The sequence below is a fragment of the Ruegeria marisflavi genome (assembly GCF_025673445.1).
In the GTDB taxonomy this organism is placed as follows: Bacteria; Pseudomonadota; Alphaproteobacteria; order Rhodobacterales; family Rhodobacteraceae; genus Ruegeria_B; species Ruegeria_B marisflavi.
Genome location: NZ_JAOVQN010000011.1, coordinates 1 through 20,700, shown reverse-complemented (window position 1 = coordinate 20,700; position 20,700 = coordinate 1). Strand labels below are relative to the sequence as shown.

The 20,700-nt window shown below is 60.4% G+C and carries 23 protein-coding genes and 2 pseudogenes; 12 read left to right on the top strand and 13 right to left on the bottom strand.

Annotated elements, in window-relative coordinates; translation table 11 throughout:
- Nucleotides 1-14: 14 nt before the first annotated feature.
- Together OEZ49_RS11850 and OEZ49_RS11845 are read right to left on the bottom strand one after the other, a co-directional pair.
- Nucleotides 15-1,475: an ADP-ribosylglycohydrolase family protein gene (locus tag OEZ49_RS11850; protein ID WP_263388508.1), complete on the bottom strand. Its 1,461-nt coding sequence runs from the start codon at nucleotides 1,473-1,475 to the stop codon at nucleotides 15-17.
- A 678-nt stretch (nucleotides 1,476-2,153) separates the two neighbouring features.
- Nucleotides 2,154-2,711 (bottom strand): hypothetical protein, encoded by a 558-nt coding sequence (locus tag OEZ49_RS11845; protein WP_263388507.1) that lies wholly within the window; start codon nucleotides 2,709-2,711, stop codon nucleotides 2,154-2,156.
- 89 nt (nucleotides 2,712-2,800) lie between these two features.
- On the opposite strand from OEZ49_RS11845, the gene OEZ49_RS11840 reads away from it, so the two are divergent.
- A complete protein-coding gene (locus OEZ49_RS11840) occupies nucleotides 2,801-4,510 on the top strand; it encodes a winged helix-turn-helix domain-containing tetratricopeptide repeat protein (RefSeq protein WP_263388506.1) in 1,710 nt (569 codons plus the stop codon).
- A gap of 202 nt (nucleotides 4,511-4,712) precedes the next feature.
- Here OEZ49_RS11840 and OEZ49_RS11835 read toward each other — a convergent pair whose 3' ends face one another.
- Entirely contained in the window at nucleotides 4,713-5,345 is a 633-nt protein-coding gene (locus tag OEZ49_RS11835) for a tyrosine-type recombinase/integrase (RefSeq protein ID WP_263388505.1), read from the bottom strand.
- A gap of 396 nt (nucleotides 5,346-5,741) precedes the next feature.
- On the opposite strand from OEZ49_RS11835, the gene OEZ49_RS11830 reads away from it, so the two are divergent.
- On the top strand, nucleotides 5,742-9,008 hold the full coding sequence (locus tag OEZ49_RS11830; RefSeq protein WP_263388504.1) for an adenylate/guanylate cyclase domain-containing protein: 3,267 nt from the start codon (nucleotides 5,742-5,744) through the stop codon (nucleotides 9,006-9,008).
- Here OEZ49_RS11830 and OEZ49_RS11825 read toward each other — a convergent pair.
- Nucleotides 9,005-9,379 carry a nuclear transport factor 2 family protein gene (locus OEZ49_RS11825; RefSeq protein ID WP_263388503.1) on the bottom strand — a complete coding sequence of 125 codons (375 nt, stop codon included), beginning with the start codon at nucleotides 9,377-9,379 and terminating at the stop codon, nucleotides 9,005-9,007. The two genes, OEZ49_RS11830 and OEZ49_RS11825, sit on opposite strands and share 4 nt — an antisense overlap.
- Before the next feature lie 91 nt (nucleotides 9,380-9,470).
- Nucleotides 9,471-9,737, bottom strand: coding sequence for a hypothetical protein (locus OEZ49_RS11820; protein WP_263388502.1), 267 nt, complete (start codon nucleotides 9,735-9,737; stop codon nucleotides 9,471-9,473).
- Between OEZ49_RS11820 and OEZ49_RS11815 the strand changes: the two genes are divergently transcribed.
- Nucleotides 9,736-10,443: an IS6 family transposase gene (locus OEZ49_RS11815; protein WP_263388501.1), complete on the top strand. Its 708-nt coding sequence runs from the start codon at nucleotides 9,736-9,738 to the stop codon at nucleotides 10,441-10,443. The genes OEZ49_RS11820 and OEZ49_RS11815 overlap by 2 nt on opposite strands.
- Nucleotides 10,444-10,527: 84 nt before the next feature.
- Here the strand turns inward: OEZ49_RS11815 and OEZ49_RS11810 are convergent, their stop codons facing one another.
- The 3 genes from OEZ49_RS11810 to OEZ49_RS11800 all read right to left on the bottom strand — a co-directional run bounded on the left by OEZ49_RS11810 (nucleotide 10,528) and on the right by OEZ49_RS11800 (nucleotide 12,502).
- A complete protein-coding gene (locus OEZ49_RS11810; protein WP_263388500.1) occupies nucleotides 10,528-10,866 on the bottom strand; it encodes a Na+/H+ antiporter NhaA in 339 nt (112 codons plus the stop codon).
- Nucleotides 10,867-10,970: 104 nt separating this feature from the next.
- Entirely contained in the window at nucleotides 10,971-12,143 is a 1,173-nt protein-coding gene (locus OEZ49_RS11805) for a fatty acid desaturase (protein WP_263388499.1), read from the bottom strand.
- 95 nt (nucleotides 12,144-12,238) lie between these two features.
- A complete protein-coding gene (locus tag OEZ49_RS11800; protein ID WP_263388498.1) occupies nucleotides 12,239-12,502 on the bottom strand; it encodes a hypothetical protein in 264 nt (87 codons plus the stop codon).
- Nucleotides 12,503-12,635: 133 nt separating this feature from the next.
- On the opposite strand from OEZ49_RS11800, the gene OEZ49_RS11795 reads away from it, so the two are divergent.
- On the top strand, nucleotides 12,636-13,370 hold the full coding sequence (locus OEZ49_RS11795; protein ID WP_263388497.1) for a Crp/Fnr family transcriptional regulator: 735 nt from the start codon (nucleotides 12,636-12,638) through the stop codon (nucleotides 13,368-13,370).
- 58 nt (nucleotides 13,371-13,428) lie between these two features.
- On the opposite strand, the gene OEZ49_RS11790 is transcribed toward OEZ49_RS11795, so the two are convergent.
- From OEZ49_RS11790 to OEZ49_RS11780, 3 genes are all read right to left on the bottom strand, one after another.
- Nucleotides 13,429-13,617, bottom strand: coding sequence for a hypothetical protein (locus tag OEZ49_RS11790; RefSeq protein WP_263388496.1), 189 nt, complete (start codon nucleotides 13,615-13,617; stop codon nucleotides 13,429-13,431).
- A 216-nt stretch (nucleotides 13,618-13,833) separates the two neighbouring features.
- Nucleotides 13,834-14,247: a hypothetical protein gene (locus tag OEZ49_RS11785; RefSeq protein WP_263388495.1), complete on the bottom strand. Its 414-nt coding sequence runs from the start codon at nucleotides 14,245-14,247 to the stop codon at nucleotides 13,834-13,836.
- Complete coding sequence (locus OEZ49_RS11780) at nucleotides 14,244-14,669, bottom strand: hypothetical protein (protein ID WP_263388494.1); 426 nt, start codon at nucleotides 14,667-14,669, stop codon at nucleotides 14,244-14,246. The genes OEZ49_RS11785 and OEZ49_RS11780 overlap by 4 nt, the downstream gene beginning before the upstream one ends.
- A 299-nt stretch (nucleotides 14,670-14,968) precedes the next feature.
- Here OEZ49_RS11780 and OEZ49_RS11775 point away from each other — a divergent pair, with 299 nt between their 5' ends.
- The 8 genes and pseudogenes from OEZ49_RS11775 to OEZ49_RS11740 all read left to right on the top strand — a co-directional run bounded on the left by OEZ49_RS11775 (nucleotide 14,969) and on the right by OEZ49_RS11740 (nucleotide 19,718).
- Entirely contained in the window at nucleotides 14,969-15,256 is a 288-nt protein-coding gene (locus tag OEZ49_RS11775; protein WP_263388493.1) for a hypothetical protein, read from the top strand.
- On the top strand, nucleotides 15,253-15,639 hold the full coding sequence (locus OEZ49_RS11770) for a hypothetical protein (protein ID WP_263388492.1): 387 nt from the start codon (nucleotides 15,253-15,255) through the stop codon (nucleotides 15,637-15,639). The genes OEZ49_RS11775 and OEZ49_RS11770 overlap by 4 nt, the downstream gene beginning before the upstream one ends.
- On the top strand, nucleotides 15,636-16,445 hold the full coding sequence (locus tag OEZ49_RS11765) for a hypothetical protein (RefSeq protein WP_263388491.1): 810 nt from the start codon (nucleotides 15,636-15,638) through the stop codon (nucleotides 16,443-16,445). The genes OEZ49_RS11770 and OEZ49_RS11765 overlap by 4 nt, the downstream gene beginning before the upstream one ends.
- A gap of 40 nt (nucleotides 16,446-16,485) precedes the next feature.
- Nucleotides 16,486-17,286, top strand: a complete 801-nt coding sequence (locus OEZ49_RS11760) for a transglutaminase-like domain-containing protein (RefSeq protein ID WP_263388614.1) — start codon at nucleotides 16,486-16,488, stop codon at nucleotides 17,284-17,286.
- 128 nt (nucleotides 17,287-17,414) lie between these two features.
- Nucleotides 17,415-17,552 carry a hypothetical protein gene (locus tag OEZ49_RS11755; RefSeq protein WP_263388490.1) on the top strand — a complete coding sequence of 46 codons (138 nt, stop codon included), beginning with the start codon at nucleotides 17,415-17,417 and terminating at the stop codon, nucleotides 17,550-17,552.
- A gap of 76 nt (nucleotides 17,553-17,628) precedes the next feature.
- The gene (locus OEZ49_RS11750) at nucleotides 17,629-18,162 is read left to right on the top strand and encodes a hypothetical protein (protein ID WP_263388489.1); all 534 of its coding nucleotides are present in this window, start codon (nucleotides 17,629-17,631) and stop codon (nucleotides 18,160-18,162) included.
- A 260-nt stretch (nucleotides 18,163-18,422) separates the two neighbouring features.
- A pseudogene (locus OEZ49_RS11745) lies at nucleotides 18,423-19,004 on the top strand (transglutaminase N-terminal domain-containing protein).
- A 9-nt stretch (nucleotides 19,005-19,013) separates the two neighbouring features.
- A pseudogene (locus tag OEZ49_RS11740) lies at nucleotides 19,014-19,718 on the top strand (IS6 family transposase).
- 31 nt (nucleotides 19,719-19,749) lie between these two features.
- Here the strand turns inward: OEZ49_RS11740 and OEZ49_RS11735 are convergent.
- Both OEZ49_RS11735 and OEZ49_RS11730 read right to left on the bottom strand, forming a co-directional pair.
- Complete coding sequence (locus tag OEZ49_RS11735) at nucleotides 19,750-20,271, bottom strand: cyclin-dependent kinase inhibitor 3 family protein (RefSeq protein ID WP_263388488.1); 522 nt, start codon at nucleotides 20,269-20,271, stop codon at nucleotides 19,750-19,752.
- 14 nt (nucleotides 20,272-20,285) lie between these two features.
- Nucleotides 20,286-20,700: hypothetical protein (locus tag OEZ49_RS11730; protein WP_263388487.1), on the bottom strand; the 415-nt coding region annotated here is incomplete at its 5' end.

The following is a 20,700-nucleotide window of genomic DNA, read 5'->3' as shown; positions in this document are numbered from 1 at the left end:
CGGATCGGTCCTTCTCAGAATGCCTCACAGAGCCGTTCGGCCTTCACTTCGATGCGATCCGCCCAGGCCAAACGCTGCCACCATTGCACCGGAATTGCGGCAGCGCCGTAAAGCGCGCCGGCCAACTGCCCTGCGATGGCGGCGGTGGTGTCGGCATCCTCGCCGAGATTGGCCGCCCGCAGCACCGCCGATGCGAAGTCGCCCGAGGCCCCAATGCTCCAGAGGGAGGCCTCGAGCGAATGGGCGACATAGCCTGTGGCCCGGATCGCATGGCGCGGCTTGCTGCGCCAGCTGCCTGCCATGATCCCGTCGATCACGCCGGTATATCCGCCGGGGCGGTTGCGCAGAACGGCGCTGCGGGGCTGGCCCTCGATCGCGTCGGCGAGCAGCTCCGCCCATGTCACGCAGGCATCCACCGCTTCAGGCGCTGCGTGGGTGGTCCGGCTCTGCCGGGCCGCGACATCGCGCAGGCGCGCCCGGTCGCGCCAATGCCGGATCGCGGCCGGGGCGAGGCGCATCAGGCTGCCATTGCCCGCACTCATGGGGTCCGTGGATCCCGCCATCGGGTCGCCGCTGCGCTTCCAGCGCGCCAGCGCCTGCCGCGTGGTCATGCCGATGTCAAAGCAGTGGCCGGTGCAGGAATAAGTGCCCTTCTCGTGCCAGTCGACGAAGCGCTGCATCAGGTCTCGTTCATCGAGGACCGGCGCCTCGACGAGGCTGTCTGCGAGCGCCAGTGCCATGGCCGTGTCATCAGTCCATTCCCCCGGTTTCAATCCGAAGGGCCCTCCACCCACCATATCCGTCAGCGGGGCATAGCTGTCCCGGCTACGAAACTCGAGGGTGGTACCGATGGCATCTCCAACCGCAAGACCGAGCAGGGCACCCACTGCCCGGTCACGGATCGCTGCCTCGGTCGTGGCGGGTGTTGCCTCGGGCAAAGGGGTGAGCGTGCGGACGTATCTCTCCTGCTCAACTGTTTCGATCGCTCCGGGCCGAGCCGCACGCACCGCGTCAATGGCCGCCTGCGGCGCATGTCCCAGTTCAACCATCAGCCGCGCCACAATGGTGCCGGCCCGGCCAAGCCCGCCTTTGCAGTGCACGAGAACGTCGAAGCCGCAGCGCAGGCGACCAAGCAGGTCGGGACCACAGTCGGTCCAGGCTCTTTCGAAACTAGGGCCCGGCACCGAGACATCCGGGATTGGCAAGTGCATCCAGTCCATGTGCCGTTTGCGCACGGCATCGCCCATTCCCTGGATCTGAAGGGTCTCGAGTTCATGATCCTCGATCAGGGTCACGACCACGACCGCGCCCCAATCACGAACCGCATCGAGATCGAGCCCAAGATCGCGGTTCCAACTGCCGGTCATCGCACCGGCCTGCACCTTGCCGGGGCAGAAAGTAATTCCGATCCGCCCCATCCCTGTACCGGGGCAAAGCGTGGCGATCTGAAGCGGATGGGTCAGGCTGGTGCGCATCGCAAGAATTCCTCTCAAAGCGGCTTGGCCGCGAAAGGCGGGAAGTCCTTCTCACCCAATTCGCGGCAGCACAGCAATGCTCCGAAACAAAGGGAATGCAAGGGGTTAGGACAGCTTTGCAGAGCTCTTAGGATTCCGTAAACCGTCCCTCGATTTCGAATCCGTTTCTGTCCGCCACTTGCCCTCACCAACTGTTTCTCCGCTCACTGTCATCTCCGGAATTTCTTTTTGTTTTAGAGGGTTGTAGCAATTGAGCTATTCACCTCGGTCGGCGGAAAAGGGTCGGAAACCGTTCTCTCAGGCCAAAATTCTCTGAACCTGATGACTGTGCTGATTTGGTGAATTGCTTGCAAACCACTGTAAGCATTAAAGAAACTTTCAGCGCAGCCTGAACACTTCGATGCCAGTGGCGCTCGACGAAAAGGAACATAAATCGAACGTTCGCCACACTCCACGAGCGCGGATGAACTTTGCGGTCGGCGCCATGCATGACGAACCTCATCCGGAAGCCGCCATTCAACGCAGCCGGCCCGAGCGGCCGGGTTGCGGACGAAGTGACCACTGATCAACGAGTGCTGAACGGAAGGTTTTTGTACAAAACGTCGCCGCGTGGAGCCCTTTGTCGCAGGAGCATTAAGATTTAGGGCAACAACAGGTGGAGCTGAGTAGGTAGAAGTCTCAATGGCCACGTGTTGCCGCCACAAAACGTTTTCCGGAGTCGGATGCCAAAGTATACATTCCGCCACGAATCTCTTTTGCGATAGTAACAGACTGCGTGCGGAAGATGTCGTGGGCTGCATTGAGATCGCCACTGGTCAGCGCTTCAACGATCGCGTCTCCGGCCAAGATGAGGTCGGAAAATCGTGCTACTTCCGCTATGAACCGGTCCCTGTCGGAATCTGCCATCATCTCTTGCCGGTTCGCCGCCGCAATCAGCCGGGCCATCTGGCCTTTATAGTGCGGCATCCATTCGTTGAGTTTGTAGGCGTCTGAACGATAGGCTCCGTCGTCCTGCTCGCGTTCCGCGTAGCCTTCCAAGATGGCAAGAGCCTGCATCTGGAGGAGTTCAGCAACCTTGTAGTCAAGGTCGTTGTAGAAGCTGGAAATGGCGTATTCCGTGGCCATTGTCGTGATCCGGTCCTTTTGCGATTGCTCCTGCGCAGGCAGGGTTGCAGGCAATATGGCAAATGCGACTATCAACGGGACCGCGAAACGCATTTTTTTCGAACGGGTCATGTCTACCTCCTTTTTGTGACGGCCCATGGCTATCGCCTTGCTGAAAAAAAGACTTGGACGAAACCTAATATTTTCCTGATGATAATTTGGTGGAAGAAAAAAAGGGCACGATTTTCGGAACAAAGCGCATGGCGGATAAAACCGAAGCAACCAAATACGGCGCGAAGCCGTTCAAGCTCGGCAACTGGTATGTGGAACCGTCCAAATTGTGCATCTCACAAGGTAGAGTTCAAAAACGCCTGGAACCAAGGGTCATGGCCCTTCTGGTTTCCCTCTCTCGGAGGCCGGATGTGACAAGAGAACGAGCTGAACTCGAAGACGAGGTCTGGCCCGGCGTCACTGTTGGGTACGATGCACTTGCGGGAGCCATCAGCAAACTGCGTGCTGCGCTGGAAGATGACCCGTCCCATCCCACCCATGTCGAGACTGTTCCCAAGATCGGTTATCGCATGATTGCTCTCGTAGCTCCTGCCGAGGTTGATACCCAGAGGATTGCTCCTGGACGCCAAAGAAAGCTCTGGTTGTGGGTTGGGACTCTTGTTGCTCTGATGGGCTTTGGGGGATGGCTTGGCTATTCTTCTGTTCTCGCGCCATTCATTTGGGGAGATGAACAGATCAATGGCAAACCGAGCATCGCGGTTTTGCCTTTTGAAAATTACACGGGCGATCAGAAACAAACGCTCTGGAGTGACGCGCTGGCCGATGAAATCATCGCTGACCTTTCCCAGTTCAGCGACTTTTTCGTAATAGCGCGCAATTCAAGTTTTTCATATCGAGACAAAGCCCAAGACATTCGGGAGGTTGGTCGGGCACTTGGCGCCCGATATGTTGTGGAGGGTGGATTGCGGCACTCTGGGTTGGAATTTGAGATGACCGCGCGGCTGGTCGAAACGGAAACCGGAAGGCATGTTTGGGCAAAGACCTTTTCTGCTCTTCCAGACGGACTCTATCGGCTACCGGCAGAAGTAACCCAAGAGATTGTTTCAACACTCGGTGGGCGTGTCGATTCAAGTGAGCTTGAACGCATATCCTACAGCGACATTGCCAACCCCGAAGCCTACGAACTCGTTCAACTGGGCCGAGCCGAGTGGCTAAAGTGGACTGCCGAAGCCAACGCCAAGGCAGAACAGATGTACAGCCAAGCGATAGAGCTCGATCCAGGCTATGCGAGCGCGTATCGCTCATTGGCATGGGTGCACATCAACGAGCACCGGTATAGCTGGAACAAGCCGCGGGAATCTGCGCTTGCCGCAGCTCACGTAGCCGTGGCCAGAGCAATCGCGCTAGCACCATTTGACTATCGCGTGCTTTGGACAAGGGCGACAGTTCGCATGCGCTCGGGCGATCTTGAGGCAGCGTTGTCAGACTTCCAGCGATCATTGGAGCTCAACCCCAACGCAGCAGACGTTATGGCCGACATGTCAGTGGCGCTTGTCTATGCAGGCGAAACCTCAGAAGCCATCAAGCGACTACATGAGGCAACCCAGCGTAACCCTCTGCATCCATATTGGTATGACTGGAACCTTGCATGGGCCTATTATTTTGCGAACGATCCCGCCGCTGGCCTCACGGCTTTCGAACGGCTGACCTACATACCCGACCGTGCCCTTCTGACGCGTGCGGTGATTTACCAGCGCCTTGGACGTACCGCCGAAGCGCGGTCGGACGTGAGACGTTACATGGCGAAATCGCCTGCACACACTCTGAGCGACGAGGCTGAGGCTTTATCCCCAATGCGTGATTCTGCGTTGCACTCAATGTGGCTAGATGACTTACGAGCCGCTGGGATGCCGGACTGAAATCGAATGCGATGCTCTGCCGCGAGATCGGCGGATCAGACAGTGATCAGAAAACTTGGTTTGGGAACTGCGGCAATGCGTGCATGACGGTCGTTCATGCAGAGTGCAGCATTCTCGTTAGGGGCTCGGAGCCGCCGCTCCCGCCAGAGGTGATCGCAGTCCGGTTTGAAATGGCGGACGACCGCTGCCGCCCGCCACTTCCTCAGATTTCGATTTTCTCTGCGATGCTCAGCGCGTCGTCGAGTTCGACGCCGAGGTACCTGACCGTGCTGTCCACCTTGGTGTGACCGAGCAGAAGCTGGACCGCGCGCAAGTTACCTGTCTTCCGGTAGATCAACGCGGCCTTTGTCCTCCGCAGGGAATGCGTCCCATAGGCATTTGGATCGAGACCGATCGCAGACACCCAGTCCCTCACAAGACGGGCGTACTGTCGAGTGGAGAGATGGGGCGAGCCGTGGAACCTGCTCGGAAACAGGACGCCGCAACCGATCATCGGGGGCGACATGACCCATTCAAGAACCGAGCTTCGCGTATTCTCGGAGACTTCGAACTGAACGGGCCTGCCCGTCTTACTCTGTATGACCGACACGCGGTCGCGGACTGAGCCGCCAACGACGAGGTCACTGACGCGCAGACGAACGAGGTCACACCCGCGGAGCTTGCTGTCGATAGCAAGGTTGAACAGCGCCACGTCCCGTAGGTTATTGGCAAGTTCAAGCCTGGCTCGAATGGCCCAAACCTGTTTGGGCAGGAGCGGTCGCTTCTGGCCGATAAGTCGGCCCTTGTTCCATGCCGGACGTACGGGTCGCGTTGCCGGGAGCTGGATTCTGGACATGATGGGGTCTCCATCCAGCCCTCCCGCTCCTGGCGTCAGCACCGCGCCGACGTCGACAATCTACCGTCTCTCGACCAAGGACCGCTTTGGGAACCAAAGGCTCGACCAGCATTTCTGCGGCGCAGTAGTCCGCTTCGAGCCCTTAGCTGCCGATCGAGAGTGACGCGGGATCCGGTTCGAAAGGTCGAAAGCAGTCGTTCGCTGCGTAAGCGAGCGGCCCGGCTCGCAACGCGCAAAGCGCAAAGCGCAAAGCGGACCACAAGAGACGCGCATGCCCTGTCAAGCGCAACGCATGAGTATTCGCTCGGCGCATGTCTCGACGCCGGCGGGAGGTGACGACATCTTTTCGACCATCTGCTATCGTTGCGTCGACGTTGATGCTCGGGTGTTTTCTAGATGTCCATCGCCGAATGGCTCGAAGAGCTTGGTCTGGATAGGTACGTCGCGGTCTTCGAGGAGAACGCGATCGATATGGAGACATTGCCCGAACTGACCGACGCAGACCTCACGTTGATCGGCGTTTTGCTCGGCCATCGAAAGAAAATCCTTAAAGCGATCAGCAAATCTGGACCAGTATCGGCCGTGGCCATGCCCGCGCCAGCCGACACAGTCACAGGCCAAAGGCGGCAGGTGACGGTTCTGTTCGCCGATCTGACGGGCTACACGCGGCTCTCGGCACGCCTCGATCCGGAGGAGACGCACAGGCTCCTGAACAGCTACTTTGCCGCCGCGGACGCGATCATCGAGAGCTATGGCGGGCGGGTCGACAAGCATATCGGCGATTGTGTCATGGCCGTATTCGGTGCGCCGGTGGCCCATTCTGACGATCCGGAGCGGGCCCTGCGTGCTGCGTCCGAAATTCACGACGCAATGCGCGACCTGACAGCCCGACTGAGTGTCGATCTCAGCGCCCATATCGGGATTGCGTCTGGCCAGGTCGTCGCCAGCCGGACCGGCAGCGAGCATCATGTCGAGTACACAGTGACCGGCGATACCGTGAACCTGGCCTCACGTCTGGACGACATGGCGGGGCCGGAACAGACTTTGGTTTCAGAAGCGGTCTACCGAGTGGTCTCGCGGATCGCTGATTTTTCGCCCTGCGGCGAGGCATCGGTGCAGGGGCTGGATGCGGCGGTGCCGATCTGGGCGTTCGAGTGTTTTCGCGAGGCTGCGCTAACGGATCAGGCCGCAGTCTTTGTTGGCCGCACCGCAGAACTGCGCCAGCTCGCCTCAATCGCCGAGAGTGTTCGAGCCGAGCGTTCCGGACACATCGTATTGTTGCGCGGCGAGGCCGGGATCGGCAAGACGCGCCTGACCGGTGAATTCATCGGAATCGCCGGATCGCAGGGTTTCGCGGCGCACCGCGTGCACATTGTCGATTTCGGCGCGGCCCGCGGCCCGCGCGTTCTGCACGACCTGGTCTCGACCCTGCTGGATCTCCCGCTCCGGGCAGAAACGGCAGAACGTAACGCGGCTGTTTGCCGGCTTCTCGCGGATGGGATCGTTGCCGAGGGGAATGCCGTCTTCCTCAACGACCTGCTAAATTTGCCGCAGCCTGATCACCTGCAGCGCGGCTATGCCATGATGCAGAGCGAGGAGCGTCTCGCTGGCATCGGCGCAACGCTCGGTGCGCTGGTCGCAGCGCTGGCGGCAGCGACGCCGCGGCTGATTGTGATTGAAGACATCCACTGGGCGGAACCGGCGACGCTCGACGTGCTCTCGGGACTGGCAGCGGACCTGCCCGACGTTTCCGCAGTTCTGCTGCTGACCAGCCGGGTCGAGGGATGGACCCTGTCCCACGATTTCGCCGCGCCCTTCCGGGGCTGCCCGATCACGACCATCGAGTTGCAGCCACTGCGCGAGACCGAGGCGCTTCGCCTGGCCGAAACCCTTGCCGAGGGGATTTCGCTTGACCTTGGGCGGCTGATCGAGCGGGCCGACGGGAATCCGCTGTTCCTCGAACAGATGATGCGCAATTTGTCCGACGACCGGAGCACTGAATTGCCGGACACGATCCACGGCCTGGTGCTGGCGCGGATCGACCGGCTTCCGGTTAGCGATCGCGAGGCGATCATGGCGGCATCGGTCCTCGGCAATCGCTTTGATCTGCCAGCGCTGCGCGATCTGACAGGAAAACCTGCCTACGATTGCGAAACGCTCATCCAGCATCGGCTTGTCCGGATCGAAGGCGAGGAACATGTCTTTGCTCACTCTCTGATCCGAGAAGGAGTGCATGCATCGATCCTGCGCGATCGGCGTCACGAGCTACATCTGGTGGCGGCCGAGCACTATCGGGACCGCAACCTGATGCTGCATGCGCAGCATCTCGACCGCGCAGGTGCACCAGGGGCCGCGGCCGCCGCATTGGCGGCGGCGCGGGACCAGGCGGCCCGGGTCCGTTACGAGACTGCCCTGCAGCTTGCGACGCGCGGCAGCGAGATCGCATCGGGCCCAGAACTGTACGATCTGCAGATGCTGCTGGGCGATCTATCGAGGCGCCTCGGCAAGACCGACAGGATGATCGAAGCCTATCGCGCCGCCAATGCTGCCACAGATGACGGGGCAGAACGGTGCAGGGCGCTGATCGGGGTCGCCGAGGCGCAACGCGTCGCTGAGGCCTATGACGACGTGCTCGACACGCTTTCAAACGCACTTCGCGAGGCAGACGACGCGCCTCTTCTGAGTGAGCGCGCCCGGATCTGCCAACTTCAGGCAGGCGTGCATTTCGTGCGCGGCGACACCGCGGCCGGCCTTGCCGAGAACCGCCGATCACTGGATCTCGCCCGGCAAGCGGGGTCCCGGGAACTGGAGGCACAGGCGCAAGGCAATCTGGGTGACGCCGAGTTTGCCGCAGCGCAGATGATCTCGGCCCACGCACGGTTCGATGAGTGTGTTTCGCTTGGCCGTGAGCATGGCCTCGACGACGCTATTGCAGCAAATCTTGCGATGCGCGGTCAGACGTTGCTCTATCTCTGCCGTACAGGGGAGGCCCTCGCGGACTGCGAGGAAGCGCTGCAGCTGGCAAGATCGCACTTCAATCCGCGCGCCGAGGTTGTTGCCTTGTTGGTCGGTATCTACACGCTGGAACTCTTTGACTTCGCGGCAACCAGGGACTGGGCGCTGACCAGCATCGATGCCGCAAGACGAATCGGCTCGGTAAATTTCGAGAATATTGGCCGCGAGTATCTCGGCCGCGCCACTGCGCTCGAGGGCGACCATGCTAAGGCAGAGCGCCTGGTCGCGAGCGCGGTCGAGGTATTTCGGCAATCGGAGTCCAGCATGCGCTTCCTCGGCGGGCGGGCGCTTGGCAGCCTCGCGCTCGTCACCCGCGACGGTGACCGTCGGCGAGAGTTTCTGGCGGAGGGAGAGGAACTCATCGCGCAAGGCGTCGGTGCGCACAATCTGCTCTGGTTCTACCGCGACGCCATCGAGGTGTCCCTCGATCTCGGGGATTGGGACGAAGCCGACCGGTACGCCGAACAGCTAGAGAAAAACACCAGCGGCGAGCCGCTGCCGTGGAGCCGGTTCTTCTGCGAACGTGGCCGCGCGCTCGCCCGCAACGGGTGCGGTGAGGATGTGAAGGCACGCCTGCAGGCGATACGTGCCGAGGCGCTCGCCATAGGATTTACCCATGCCGTCGCACGGATCGATGCAGCCCTCTAAAACGCAGCCTTCCACTGCTCGGTATCGACGAACCAGCGTTCCTCGATCACCAGACCGTCGGCGCCGAACCTGAACAAAACCGCACATTGCGAGCCGCCCGGCAGCTTGTCCGTGGTGAACTCCACGATGTTCACGATCTCGTTGTCACCGGGGCAATAGCGCAAATCCTTGATGTCAAAGCCGGGCGGCAGGGCCTCCCCGATGCCGTCCAATGCTGCCCTGAATGCGGTGCGGCCCATCAGGACATCGTCCTGGCCGGGCAGCACGAAGATCATGTCTTCCGCGTAAAAACCGGCAAGCTTGTCCATGTCTCCATCCGCAAGCGCCGCCCAGGAAGCCTTCAGGTCTTCCAGCTGTTTATCTGCCGACATTGGAATGCTCCCTCTCTCAGAATCGATCTCCGATCGCGAATGCTATCACGGTCAGGCTCGGCACAGATATGGAAGAGATGATTGCGCGCCATCAAAGGTGACGCTCGCGGGTCGCTGCAAAGCTTTCGAATACCTGGCTTCGGCCAAACTGCGCAGGGAACGTCTGATCCATCTTCATGTCGGAGATCAATTGGCAATCATTGGCGATGCGAACGCAGAGCCGCGCCGTCGCGTCATCCGCCTGCGCCTCGGCGGCGCGGCGGCCGAGGTCCATGCACGTCGTCACCAGCGATATGTCGGGCGGTGTCAGAAGGAATCCGGTTGAGGCGGGCAGGGCGGTCTCGTAGCTTCTCGGCATGCCGAAACGTGATCCGTTCAAATACTTCCATAGCAGCCCAGAGATCATTCGTCTGGCGGTGATGCTGTACGTCAGATTTCCGCTGTCACTGCGCAATGTTGAGGATCTGCTTCACGAGCGCGGTATCGATGTCAGCCACGAAACGATTCGGTTCTGGTGGCAAAGGTTTGGTCCGATGTTTGCGTCCGAGATCCGCAAGAAACGCGTTGAGCGGATGCGCGCCTGGCCGCAATGGCGGTGGCATCTGGATGAGATGTTCGTGAAGCTCAATGGGGAACGTCATTACCTGTGGCGGGCCGTCGATCATGAGGGCGAGGTGCTGGAAAGCTTCGTGACGAAGACGCGGGACAAGAAGGCGGCATTGAAATTCCTGAAGAAAACGATGAAGTGCCATGGACGGCCGCATATCTTGGTGACTGACCAGCTCCGGTCCTACGGCGCGGCGATGAACGACATCGGCAACGCCGATCGACAGGAAATCGACCGCTGGATGAATAATCGAGCGGAGAATTCACACCTGTCATTCCGACGACGAGAGCGGGCGATGCTCCGTTTTCGCAGGATGCGAAGTCTGCAGAAATTTGCTTCCGTCCACGCCTCTGTCTGCAACCATTTCAACTCGGAGCGTAGCCTCACCAGCCGACAGAATTTCAAGCTCAACCGCGCCGCTGCTCTCGCCGAGTGGCGCAGTCTCTGCGCGGCCTAAAAGGCAGTCATCCTGCCCTTTCGGAGACGAGTTCGAATTCGTCGTCAGCACCTTTCTGACAACACCCTCCGTTCCGCAATATGCCTAAACTGTCCCATGGGCGCTGACGTAAGACAATTCGCCCAGAACCAACTCGCGCTTGAGTTCCAGAGAAAGCACGAAGAAGAAAAGGGTCATCAGACCGTCGTTGATCCAGTGCCGCAGAGAGCGGGTGAAATCCAACGAGCCGAATGTGAGACCGATGGGGGTCTCCCAGAAACGAAGAAAGCCTTCTTGCCACGGCGAGTTGGCCAGCCCCAAAGCCAGCATAACAGCCGCTAGCAGGAGACCACCAGCTGCCGCTTCGATCTTCAGGAAGCGTGCGAATGGTTTCGTTATGCTGTCGGCGGCCTCATGGGGCAGGCCTTGATGAGAATCGATCACGGGAGAAGTATACCTTTTCGGGTCGAGAGAGGCTGTGCCATCGCAACGCGGCTGAGCTGACCACCAGAAGCAGTTGCCGGCGCCTCAGCCGCGTCCGGGACGGCTCAGGCGGCAAGCGTCCGGGCCTCCGCGAATGAAAGAAGTTTCCGGTGCTTCTCGTCCCATAGGTGCAGTCGTGCGCAATGGAAGCTTTCCCAAAGTGTAATGTGCCTCGTCTGTGCCAGGATCGCGTGATCCGCGATCACCTCGGGCAAGCGGTAGAATGGGATCCGGCTGGCCAAGTGATGCACGTGGTGGACGCCGATATTGCCCGTGATCCATCGCAAGATTCTGGGAAGGTCGTAGTACGAACTGCCGTGAAGGGCTGCCTCGTGGATGTTCCAGGAATCCTCGTGCTGCCAGCTGGTTTCTTCGAACTGGTGCTGGACGTAGAAGAACCACATGCCGGCGATAGCGGCCAGAAACATCGTGGGCAGGAACACGAACAGCAGCACGTCCCAGCCGCCCAGCCAGACAACAGTAGTCAAGATGAGGGCAATGGCTGCATTCGTCGCCATCGCGCTCATCCAATAGCGCCAACCGGATCGCATCAGGTGAACGGGCAGCCGGTTCTGAAAGAAGAAGGTATAGAACGGCACCACCGCGAACAGAAAGATTGGATTGCGGATAGTTCGATAGAGGGCCTGGCCAAGCCATCCTTTCTGCTGATACTCAGTCACCGTCAGGGTCGGGATGTCTCCGACACCCCTCCGGTCGAGATTGCCGGCCGAGGCATGATGAATCGCATGAGTCCGTCGCCAGACGTCGTAGGGTGTGAGTGTGACGACACCAAGCACCCGGCCGATCCAGTCGCAAAGGCGCCGGTCGCGGAACAGGGATCCGTGCCCGCAATCGTGCTGAATAATGAACAGACGGACGAGGAAAGCAGCATTCGCCAAGGCCAGAGCTAGGGCGATGGCGGTGCTGATCGTCAGCATCCACCAGGCCGCTGCCCATAATGCGACGAACGGCACGAGGGTGACTGCAAGTTCGAAAACGCTTCGGGAGGGACGCGGCTGGCGGTATCTCGCCAGCGTCCTCGTCCAGTCCGACGCGCTTAGGTGCGTATTGTCCCGTACTGGAACGTTGATACACGAGGGGATGCCGGCATCCGGGGAGACACCTGCGGATGGACCCTCCGGCGCGTGGGCTTGACCCGGCAATGCGCCCGGACGCCGTTCATCATCCCACTGGGCGGAGCGCACATCGCCATCAAGCCCGTCGTTGCTGGGAGGCATGTCCCGATCGTCGGGCGGTTGAAGCAGCAGGTGGGGCAATGGGGAATTAGATCGGAGGGGCAATCTGGGGTCCTCTTTGGTGGAAAGTGTTCGGGTCAAGGCCTGCGTACGGAGTTTTCACCAGCGATGATTCGGTTGATGAGAGCCGCAACAGCTTGGTGCATTTCCGCGTTCGGGCCGGTGTCGTTCTCGTGGGTTGCCGCGGCATCGCGGAGAACCCCGATGATCTCGTGCTCTGGTAGCAGTTTGCGGTCTTTCATCGCCAGCAGAAGCGCTTCGCAGATCGACAGGGCCGCCATGCCGGCATGATCTGTTTTGTCTGGCAACGTGGGCGCTCCTCGCTGTGAATTGGCGTGCATGACTGTGGCGCGCCAGAGTGGTCCGCTCCTTTCTTGCAGGAAATGTGCTAGGGTGAACTGATCTGAAGCAGTGGCTAGGCCAAATTTTTCGCGACTGCCTCCATCAGAACCTGCTGATACTGCGAGGGCGTACATGACCGGCGAGGCGCACAGCCCCTTCATTCGCAAGCTTTCGGCTTTCGTCGTCTTGTCGGAATCGGAGCTCGCTGTGCTTGCGCGGCTGCACCGACGCCGCCGGACGTTCGCTGCTGGACAGGACATGGTACATCAGGGGCAATCCGCCCAGACGGCTTATATCCTGTCGGCGGGCTGGGTTTGTTCCTACAAGATCCAGCCGGATGGGGCGCGCCAGATCGTCGATTTCCAGGTGCCCGGGGATTTTCTTGGATTGCGCAGCGTGCTGTTACGCACCTCGGACCACAGTTTCGAACCCATTGTTGACATCGAAGCCGTCGAGGTTCTGGCGCATGATCTTCTTGATGCGTTTGCACAGACCCCTCGCCTGGCGACCGCCATTCTCTGGGCTGCGTCAAGGGACGAGGCGATGGTGGTGGAGCACCTTGTCGGGATCGGTCGACGCGATGCAGGCGCCCGAATGGCGCATTTCCTGCTGGAGCTGGGATCGAGGCTTGCGCTGGTCGGCATGGGTAGCAAGAAGGGGTTCGACTGCCCGCTGACGCAGTACCACCTTGCCGATACGCTGGGGTTGAGCGCGGTCCATGTGAACCGTGTCCTGCGGCAGCTTCGCGAACACGCCCTGGTAACCTTTCGGAACGGCCGCGTGTCGTTTCACGACTATGAGGGGCTGGTGAAACTTGCCGAGTTCGATCCTGCATATTTGGACCAGGCCGGGCCGCTCCTGAAATGAGCGGGCCGCCCTCCGCTGCGCGGCAGGCGACCCCGGTGATCACGTCAAATGCTGGAGGTCACGCGAGAGCGTGGGTCGCCGCATCGAGTTCCTTGTTTGTCTCGGCATCGTTCCTGGCCGTGTTTGCCTTGTCGGCGGCCTGGTAGTGCTTGAGCGCCGTGTCCTTCTTCGCGCCAGCGGGCGCCTTATCCAACGCGGCCTTCACGGATGTCATTTTCTCGGCGGTCTTGTTCTGTTCGGGAGTCATTGGAAATGTCCTTTCATGGACGATCCGAGAATAAGAAGCGTGCAGACATGCCGACCTTTCTTGGGATCGGCACGCCCACACGCTTCTCAGGTACTCGGAAAAAAATGCACCGCCAAATATTCGGCGGGCACGTCTCACTTAGACGGTATCACCAGTCCCCTGCACTGACGCAGGTTAGTCCCGGCGCCTGTCGCAGGTCGATTGACGTCATGGCACTCACGTCACTACGGTTTGCTGGTGGGAAACCCTCAGCCATGTGTCATCATCGTATAGGTAGGTTGAGGCGCAGAGCGCCTTGTAGATCGGCACATCGGGTTTCTCTGCCGAGACGCGATAGGTGAGAATGGCGATGTCACGACACCGCATCACGCGCCGTTCGGCCATGACAACGGAGCGCCAGCCGGTCCTTTCACGAAGGTGGGTCCAGATCTGATCGCCCTGGAGGATGCCGGGCGGATAGGGGAAGACCATGACGGCGTTAGTCGCAGTCGTTGCCCGCGCGTTGTCGGCGCCACTGGTCCAGAAGTGTTCCTCCATGTCCCAGAGAACGCCCTGTTCGCGAGGCGATAGCGTGCCGGACTTGTGTGCCGCATGTGCCGGTCTGCCCATGGTAGCGGTTGAGACGGTCATTCGCCTGACCCCGACCCGCCAACCATTAACATCTGAAACAGTACAAAGATGATCGCGAGCACCGCCCAGATCGCTCCGCTTGTGCCTGGCCGGCCGCCGGCCACCGTCGAGGCGGCTCGCTTCAGACTACCTGACGCCCGGTCTTCGGGGAGCAGCTGGCTCAAGTCTCGTGCGACCTTACCGTGATCGCTGGCGAGCGCAGGAACGTCCCGAAACCGGGCAAGCAGCGTTCCCAATCGCGCTCGCGCGGCGTCGCGCCCCAGCGTGACCAGTTCAGCGGTTTCCTTCCATGGATCGAGGCCAAGCCGCGCAAGCGTGGAGAGCACGGTCACGGCATAGCCGTTCCGGTCCTCGCCGACGGAGGCATGGAGAAACCGATCGAACTCGGGCGGGTGCGGGTTGAGAACACTGGGGTCGGCCATTGCCAATCCTTTCAAGGGTTGCAGGAACGCAGATCGCCCCTGTTTCCCAAAGGATACGCGCAGGTCGGTCCCCGCGCCCTTACACAGGTCAGTGCGGGCAACCGCCCCCGGGGAGGTCGCAGCCGGTTCGGTGCCCGGGACTAACATGCGATAGCGCCAGTCGAACGATCACGGCGTACAAGAGAATAAATCGTTCGACTGGTCCGTCCCGAACTCCAAGGGGCCGTCAACAGTGGTGAGCGAAGGATCTGCCAACATCGCGGAGACCAGAGATGAACATGCGGTCGACCAGATCGAGGATGACGTTTTCGAACCCGTTCACCTTGCCGGGATACCCGGGCGATTTGCCTGCGGGCGACTACGAAATTCTCGTCGAAGAGGAGCTTCTCCAAGGATTGAGCTTCGAGGCATATAGACGGACGGCCACCTATCTGACGGAGCGCGGAAGGGGCCGTCATGCGGGACGGACCGAGTTGTGGGCGACTTCCGATGGCGACCTGGAAAAGGCGCTGAGCCGGGATGCGGCCACGACCAAACCAAACAAACACAGCGATGCGGCGCTTTCCCCGCAGGAGGATAGAACATGAACACTCCCGAATGGCTTAAACCTGGCATCTATGGTGCTGTGATTGGCGGCGCTTTTGTCGGCATCGTCGGATTTTCCTGGGGCGGCTGGGTGACCGGCGGAACTGCATATGACAGGGCGATGGCGATGTCCCGAGACGATGTCGTCGCATCAATGGTGCCGGTTTGCCTCGACATAGCCCGAACTGACCCCCAGCGAAGGAGCAAGCTGGAAACGATACGAGCCGCCTCGGCCTATCAGAGACGCGACGCCCTCATGGCCGCTGGCTGGGCGACGGTCCCCGGAACCGAAACCCCGGATCGCGACATCGCAAAAGCCTGCCTGGCATCGCTCGATGTCGATGCGATACCCGAGCAGCCGGATACCACGGTGGACGAAGGATGAGCCGGTTCATCAAGGCGGCCAGAGCATGGATGCCGAAGCTCGGCCTGGGTATGGCGGTGATCGCCGCGACCGGCATGATTGCCTTTTCTGCGCTACCGGTTTTTGCGCAGGATGGCACCGGGCCGGTCCCCAAGAATGCAGAGGCCCGGAACTATGGCGGTGGCTGGGACTGCGACCTGGGATACCGGGTAGATGACACAGAATGCGTCGCCATCGACTTGCCCGAGAACGCCTATGCAACTGGCCGTTCATTCGGCACGGGCTGGGCGTGCCGACGTGGATACCAGGAAAAGGGTGGTTCAACTTGCGAAGCAATCCCGGTGCCCGAGAACGCGTTCTTGCGATCTTCGGGTTTCGGTTGGCAATGCGAGCGCGGTTATCGTTTGGATCGTAAGGCATGTATTTCGATCACTCTTCCAGAGAATGCATTTCTTACCGATGAAACCTCAGGTTCGGGGTGGGCCTGCGCGCGCGGTTTTAGGGCGACGGCAGACGCATGCGCTCCCATTGCGGTTCCCAAGAACGGCTATCTCACCAATGCGGTCTATGGCGCCAAATGGATCTGCGAGAGGGGCTTCTTCGAGATCGATGGCCGCTGCGATCCCGTGAAACTTCCGGCAAACGCGTATCTTGACCCGGAGTCAAAAGAAACTGGATGGCGTTGCGACCGGGCATATGAGGCCACGGACAAAACCTGCGTTGCGATCGCCCTGCCGGCAAATGCCCATCTCGATCGATCTGGAAACAGGTGGCGCTGCGACCGCAGTTTTCAGCTCTCCAACGGGGAGTGCGTTCTTGGGCGATAGAGTGCCACAAGCCACCCATGGCGGCCTGTTCGGAAAACGGATGCGGATAGGATGCCGCCTGCTCTACCGGATGGTCCAGCCGACGCCGCTCGTCGCCATGCTGAACGTGCGCTATTCTCGCTTTGGCGACCTGGAGAACGTCGACGAGCTGGTGACTTCACCAAGCGTGCCGCTCGAATCCTATCGTGACGGCTTCGGAAACTGGTGCACGCGGATGGTGGCGCCGGCGGGGGACTTCACCTTGTCCACGGACGGGATATTCCGCGATAGCGGTCTGCCCGATCCGGCCGCCCCGGACGCCCGACAACATGCGGTTGTGGATCTACCGTTCGAGACGCTGGCATACCTCCTTGGCAGTCGCTACTGCGATACGGATCTTCTGTCGGAAGACGCTTGGCGCCTGTTCGAGAGTACGCCGCCGGGATGGGCGCGTGTACAGGCGATCTGCGACTACGTCCATTCTGCCATTTCGTTCAACTACATGCAGGCGAGCGCAACACGCACGGCGTCCGAAGCGTTGGCCGGCCGGCAGGGTGTTTGCCGGGATTTCACCCATCTCGCAATCGCCCTCTGCCGTTGCATGAACATCCCCGCCCGCTACTGCACCGGCTACCTGAGCGAATTCGGTCAGCCGGAGCCTCATGCGCCAGACGATTTCGCTGCCTGGATGGAGGTCTTTCTAGGTGGCCGTTGGTGGGTTTTAGATCCACGAAACAATAACCCGCGCCTGGGGAGGATTTTGATCGCGCGCGGTCGGGATGCCGCCGATGTGCCTCTGACGCAGACGTTCGGCCCGAACATGCTGACCGAGTTCCATGTTTGGACGGAAGAACTGGACTGACCTTGGTATTCTTCGTGGCGTGCCATCGTAAATCGGGTCGCCAGCCCCCATATAGGTGATACCGATGCCAGGGATCCCGGTCCGAAATGGATAAGGAGTCGGCACCGGCCAATCAAAGGATCGATGACATGTCCTTCAAGGACCTTACCGCCAGAGCTGCGGCCGCAATGGAGCCGAAGCCTGCAGAGACCGCAACGCCCCCTGCCAAGGAGAACGAAGCCAAGGCCACCGGCAAGGAAGCGCCCGCGAAATCGAAGACTTCTTAAAAGGTGCACAGATCACGCGCCCCTTTCCCAAGAGGGGCGCGGACCACCCGCAGCAACAAGGGATAGGATCACGCCAATGGAAGACCTGACAAGCAAGACCGTTGCGGTCTTTTCCCGACCGTTCACCATTCCAGGCTTTGCCGAGATGCTCCCGGCAGGCGAGTACGAGATCGAAACGGAGCTGGTTTCTCCCCCGGATCAACAGGATCCCGAAGCCTGGAAAGCTTCCGTCCTGGTGAAGCTTCATCCCCGGACATCCCATCCTGGACTTGCACGAACTCTGACCGTTTCCCTTGCCGACCTCGACCATGCACGCGCCAGGGACAAGCTGACGGGCAAAGCCTTGTCCGACTTCTTCCTTGAGGAAATGCTGGCTGACCCGATGATACGCCTCGTGATGAAGGCCGACGGTGTCTCTGAGGCACATCTGCGCCATCTCTACGCCGGGCGCAGGAGGCCTGATCCCAACTATGATGCACGGCCTTCGAAGACGGCGGTCCAAATGGCGCGGGACGAGGAGTCGATCAAGACCGCCGAAAACGAAGGCATGCCTCCTAAACCGGACCCGGTGCCGCCCTTGAGCGCCTGCCAAACAGCGGGACGCACGTGATGACGAACAAGGCCACCGCCGAAGGTGCACCGCCAGACGACATCGCGACCGCAAGGGCATTGGGCGACGTCCCGCAAGAACGCCGATGCCTCCGATGCGAAACCATGTTCTGGAGCGAGGGTTTCGGAGAACGGATTTGCAGGCGCTGCAAAGGGTTGAACGCCTGGCGGAACGCCGCGCCCGTCAGCCCGGGCACATCTCGCCGCCGCTGATCCCCACAGCCGCGCGCCGTCTTCCTCAATCCTAACTGGAACATCATTTTGGCCTGCCTCGACATCGTTCACACCACGACCTACAGATACCGTCAAAAGGTCCCTCTTGGGCCCCATCGGTTGATGCTACGTCCCCGAGAAACCAGGGAACTGTGACTACTTGCGCACGCCCTCTCCATTTCTCCGACGGCGACGGTAACCTGGGCTCATGACGTGGCCGGCAACGCTGTCGCCACCGCCGTCTTTGACGGTCTGACGGATCATCTGGTGATCGAGAGCCGTGCTACAGTGGATCTCACCGCGCCAGCATGGCCGGTCTTTGCCATCGCCGCCTCTGCCGCACAGTATCCCTTTGACTACGCCGCCGACGAATGGACTGATCTCGGCGCGTTGACGGTTCCGCAATACCCCGACCCGGACGGTCAACTTTCCCGATGGGTCGAGGGCTTCGTCATGGCGCGTCCAACCGACACTCTGTCTCTGCTGAAGGACATCAGCAACGGTGTGTTCACCCAGATTTCCTACCAGAGCCGTGAAACGGAAGGCACCCAGTCACCGATCGAGACTCTTGACCGGCGATGGGGTGCTGTCAAAGCAAGCCGGCTTGAGGCGGGCAGGGCGGTTTTGTAGCGTCCAGCCATTCCCAAACGATCGCCATTTCGCTATTTCAAGACCAGCCCAGAGATCATCCGCTTGGCGGTCATGTTGTACGTGCGGTTTCCACTGTCTCTCCGAAACGTGGAAGATTTGCTCCACGAGCGCGGCATTGATGTGAGCCACGAAGCGGTGCGGTTCTGGTAGCACAGGTTCGGGCCGATGTTCGCCGCTGAAATCCGAAAGCGCAGGATTGCAGGGATGAAATCCAGCCGATGGAGCTGGCATCTCGACGAGATGTTCGTGAAGATCAATGGCAAAAGACACTACCTTTGGCAGGCGGTAGATCACGAGGGCGAAGTCCTTGAGAGCTTCGTCACGAAGAAGCGGGACAAGAAAGCCGCGCTGAAATTTCTAAGGAAAGCAATGCGCAAGCACGGTCGCCCGGAATCGATCGTAACCGACAGGCTCAGGTCTTACGGTGCCGCTCTGAGGGAAATCGGTGCCAGCCATCGCCAGGAAACTGGTCGCTGGCTGAACAATCGGGCCGAGAACTCGCACCTGCCATTCCGACGACGAGAACGGGCGATGCTGCGCTTCAGGCGGATGCGAAGTTTGCAGATGTTCGCCGCCGTCCACGCCTCGGTCTTTAACCACTTCAATTCGGAGCGCAGCCTCTCCTCCAGAGCTAACTACAAGCTGAACCGCGCCGCCGCCCTGGCCGAATGGCGCAGTCTCTGCGCGGCCTAAAAGGCAGTCATCGTGCCATTTCTGAGAACAGTTAGAATCTGTCTGACAGGACCGTTTCGATCGCTCCGGGCCGAGCCGCACGCACCGCGTCAATGGCCGCCTGCGGCGCATGTCCCAGTTCAACCATCAGCCGCGCCGCAATGGTGCCGGCCCGGCCAAGCCCGCCCTTGCAGTGCACGAGAACGTCGAAGCCGCAGCGCAGGCGACCAAGCAGGTCGGGACCACAGTCGGTCCAGGCTCTTTCGAAACTAGGGCCCGGCACCGAGACATCCGGGATTGGCAAGTGCATCCAGTCCATGTGCCGTTTGCGCACGGCATCGCCCATTCCCTGGACCTGAAGGGTCTCGAGTTCATGATCCTCGATCAGGGTCACGACCACGACCGCGCCCCAATCACGAACCGCATCGAGATCGAGCCCAAGATCGCGGTTCCAATTGCCGGTCATCGCACCCGCCTGCACCTTGCCGGGGCAGAAGGTCATTCCGATCCGCCCCATCCCTGCATCGGGGCAAGGCGTGGCGATCTGAAGCGGATGGGTCAGGCTGGTGCGCATAGCAAGAGTTCCTCTCAAAGCGGCTTGGCCGCGAAAGGCGGGAAGTCCTTCTCACCCAATTCGCAGCAGCACAGCAATGCTCCGAAACAAAGGGAATGCAAGGGGTTAGGACAGTTTTGCAGAGCTCTTAGGATTCCGTAAACCGTCCCTCGATTTCGAATCCGTTTCTGTCCTTCCTGGTTTCGCTCTTGCAGCATTCCAATGCCGTGCTGATCGCGCTGCTCGCGCTGGCGGACCGGCTGGTCGTGGAGGATGTCGAGGACCGGGAGCGTCAATAGGCGGAGGCGTTGCACGGTGTGCGGGCCCTTGTTTTGTGTTCGATTTTGGTTATCTTGAATACATAGCCAAACAAGGAGCGCGCCATGCCTCGCACCACCACAATGACTGTCCGCGTCAGCGGTGCCCTCAGCGAGTTCGTCGCGACCAATG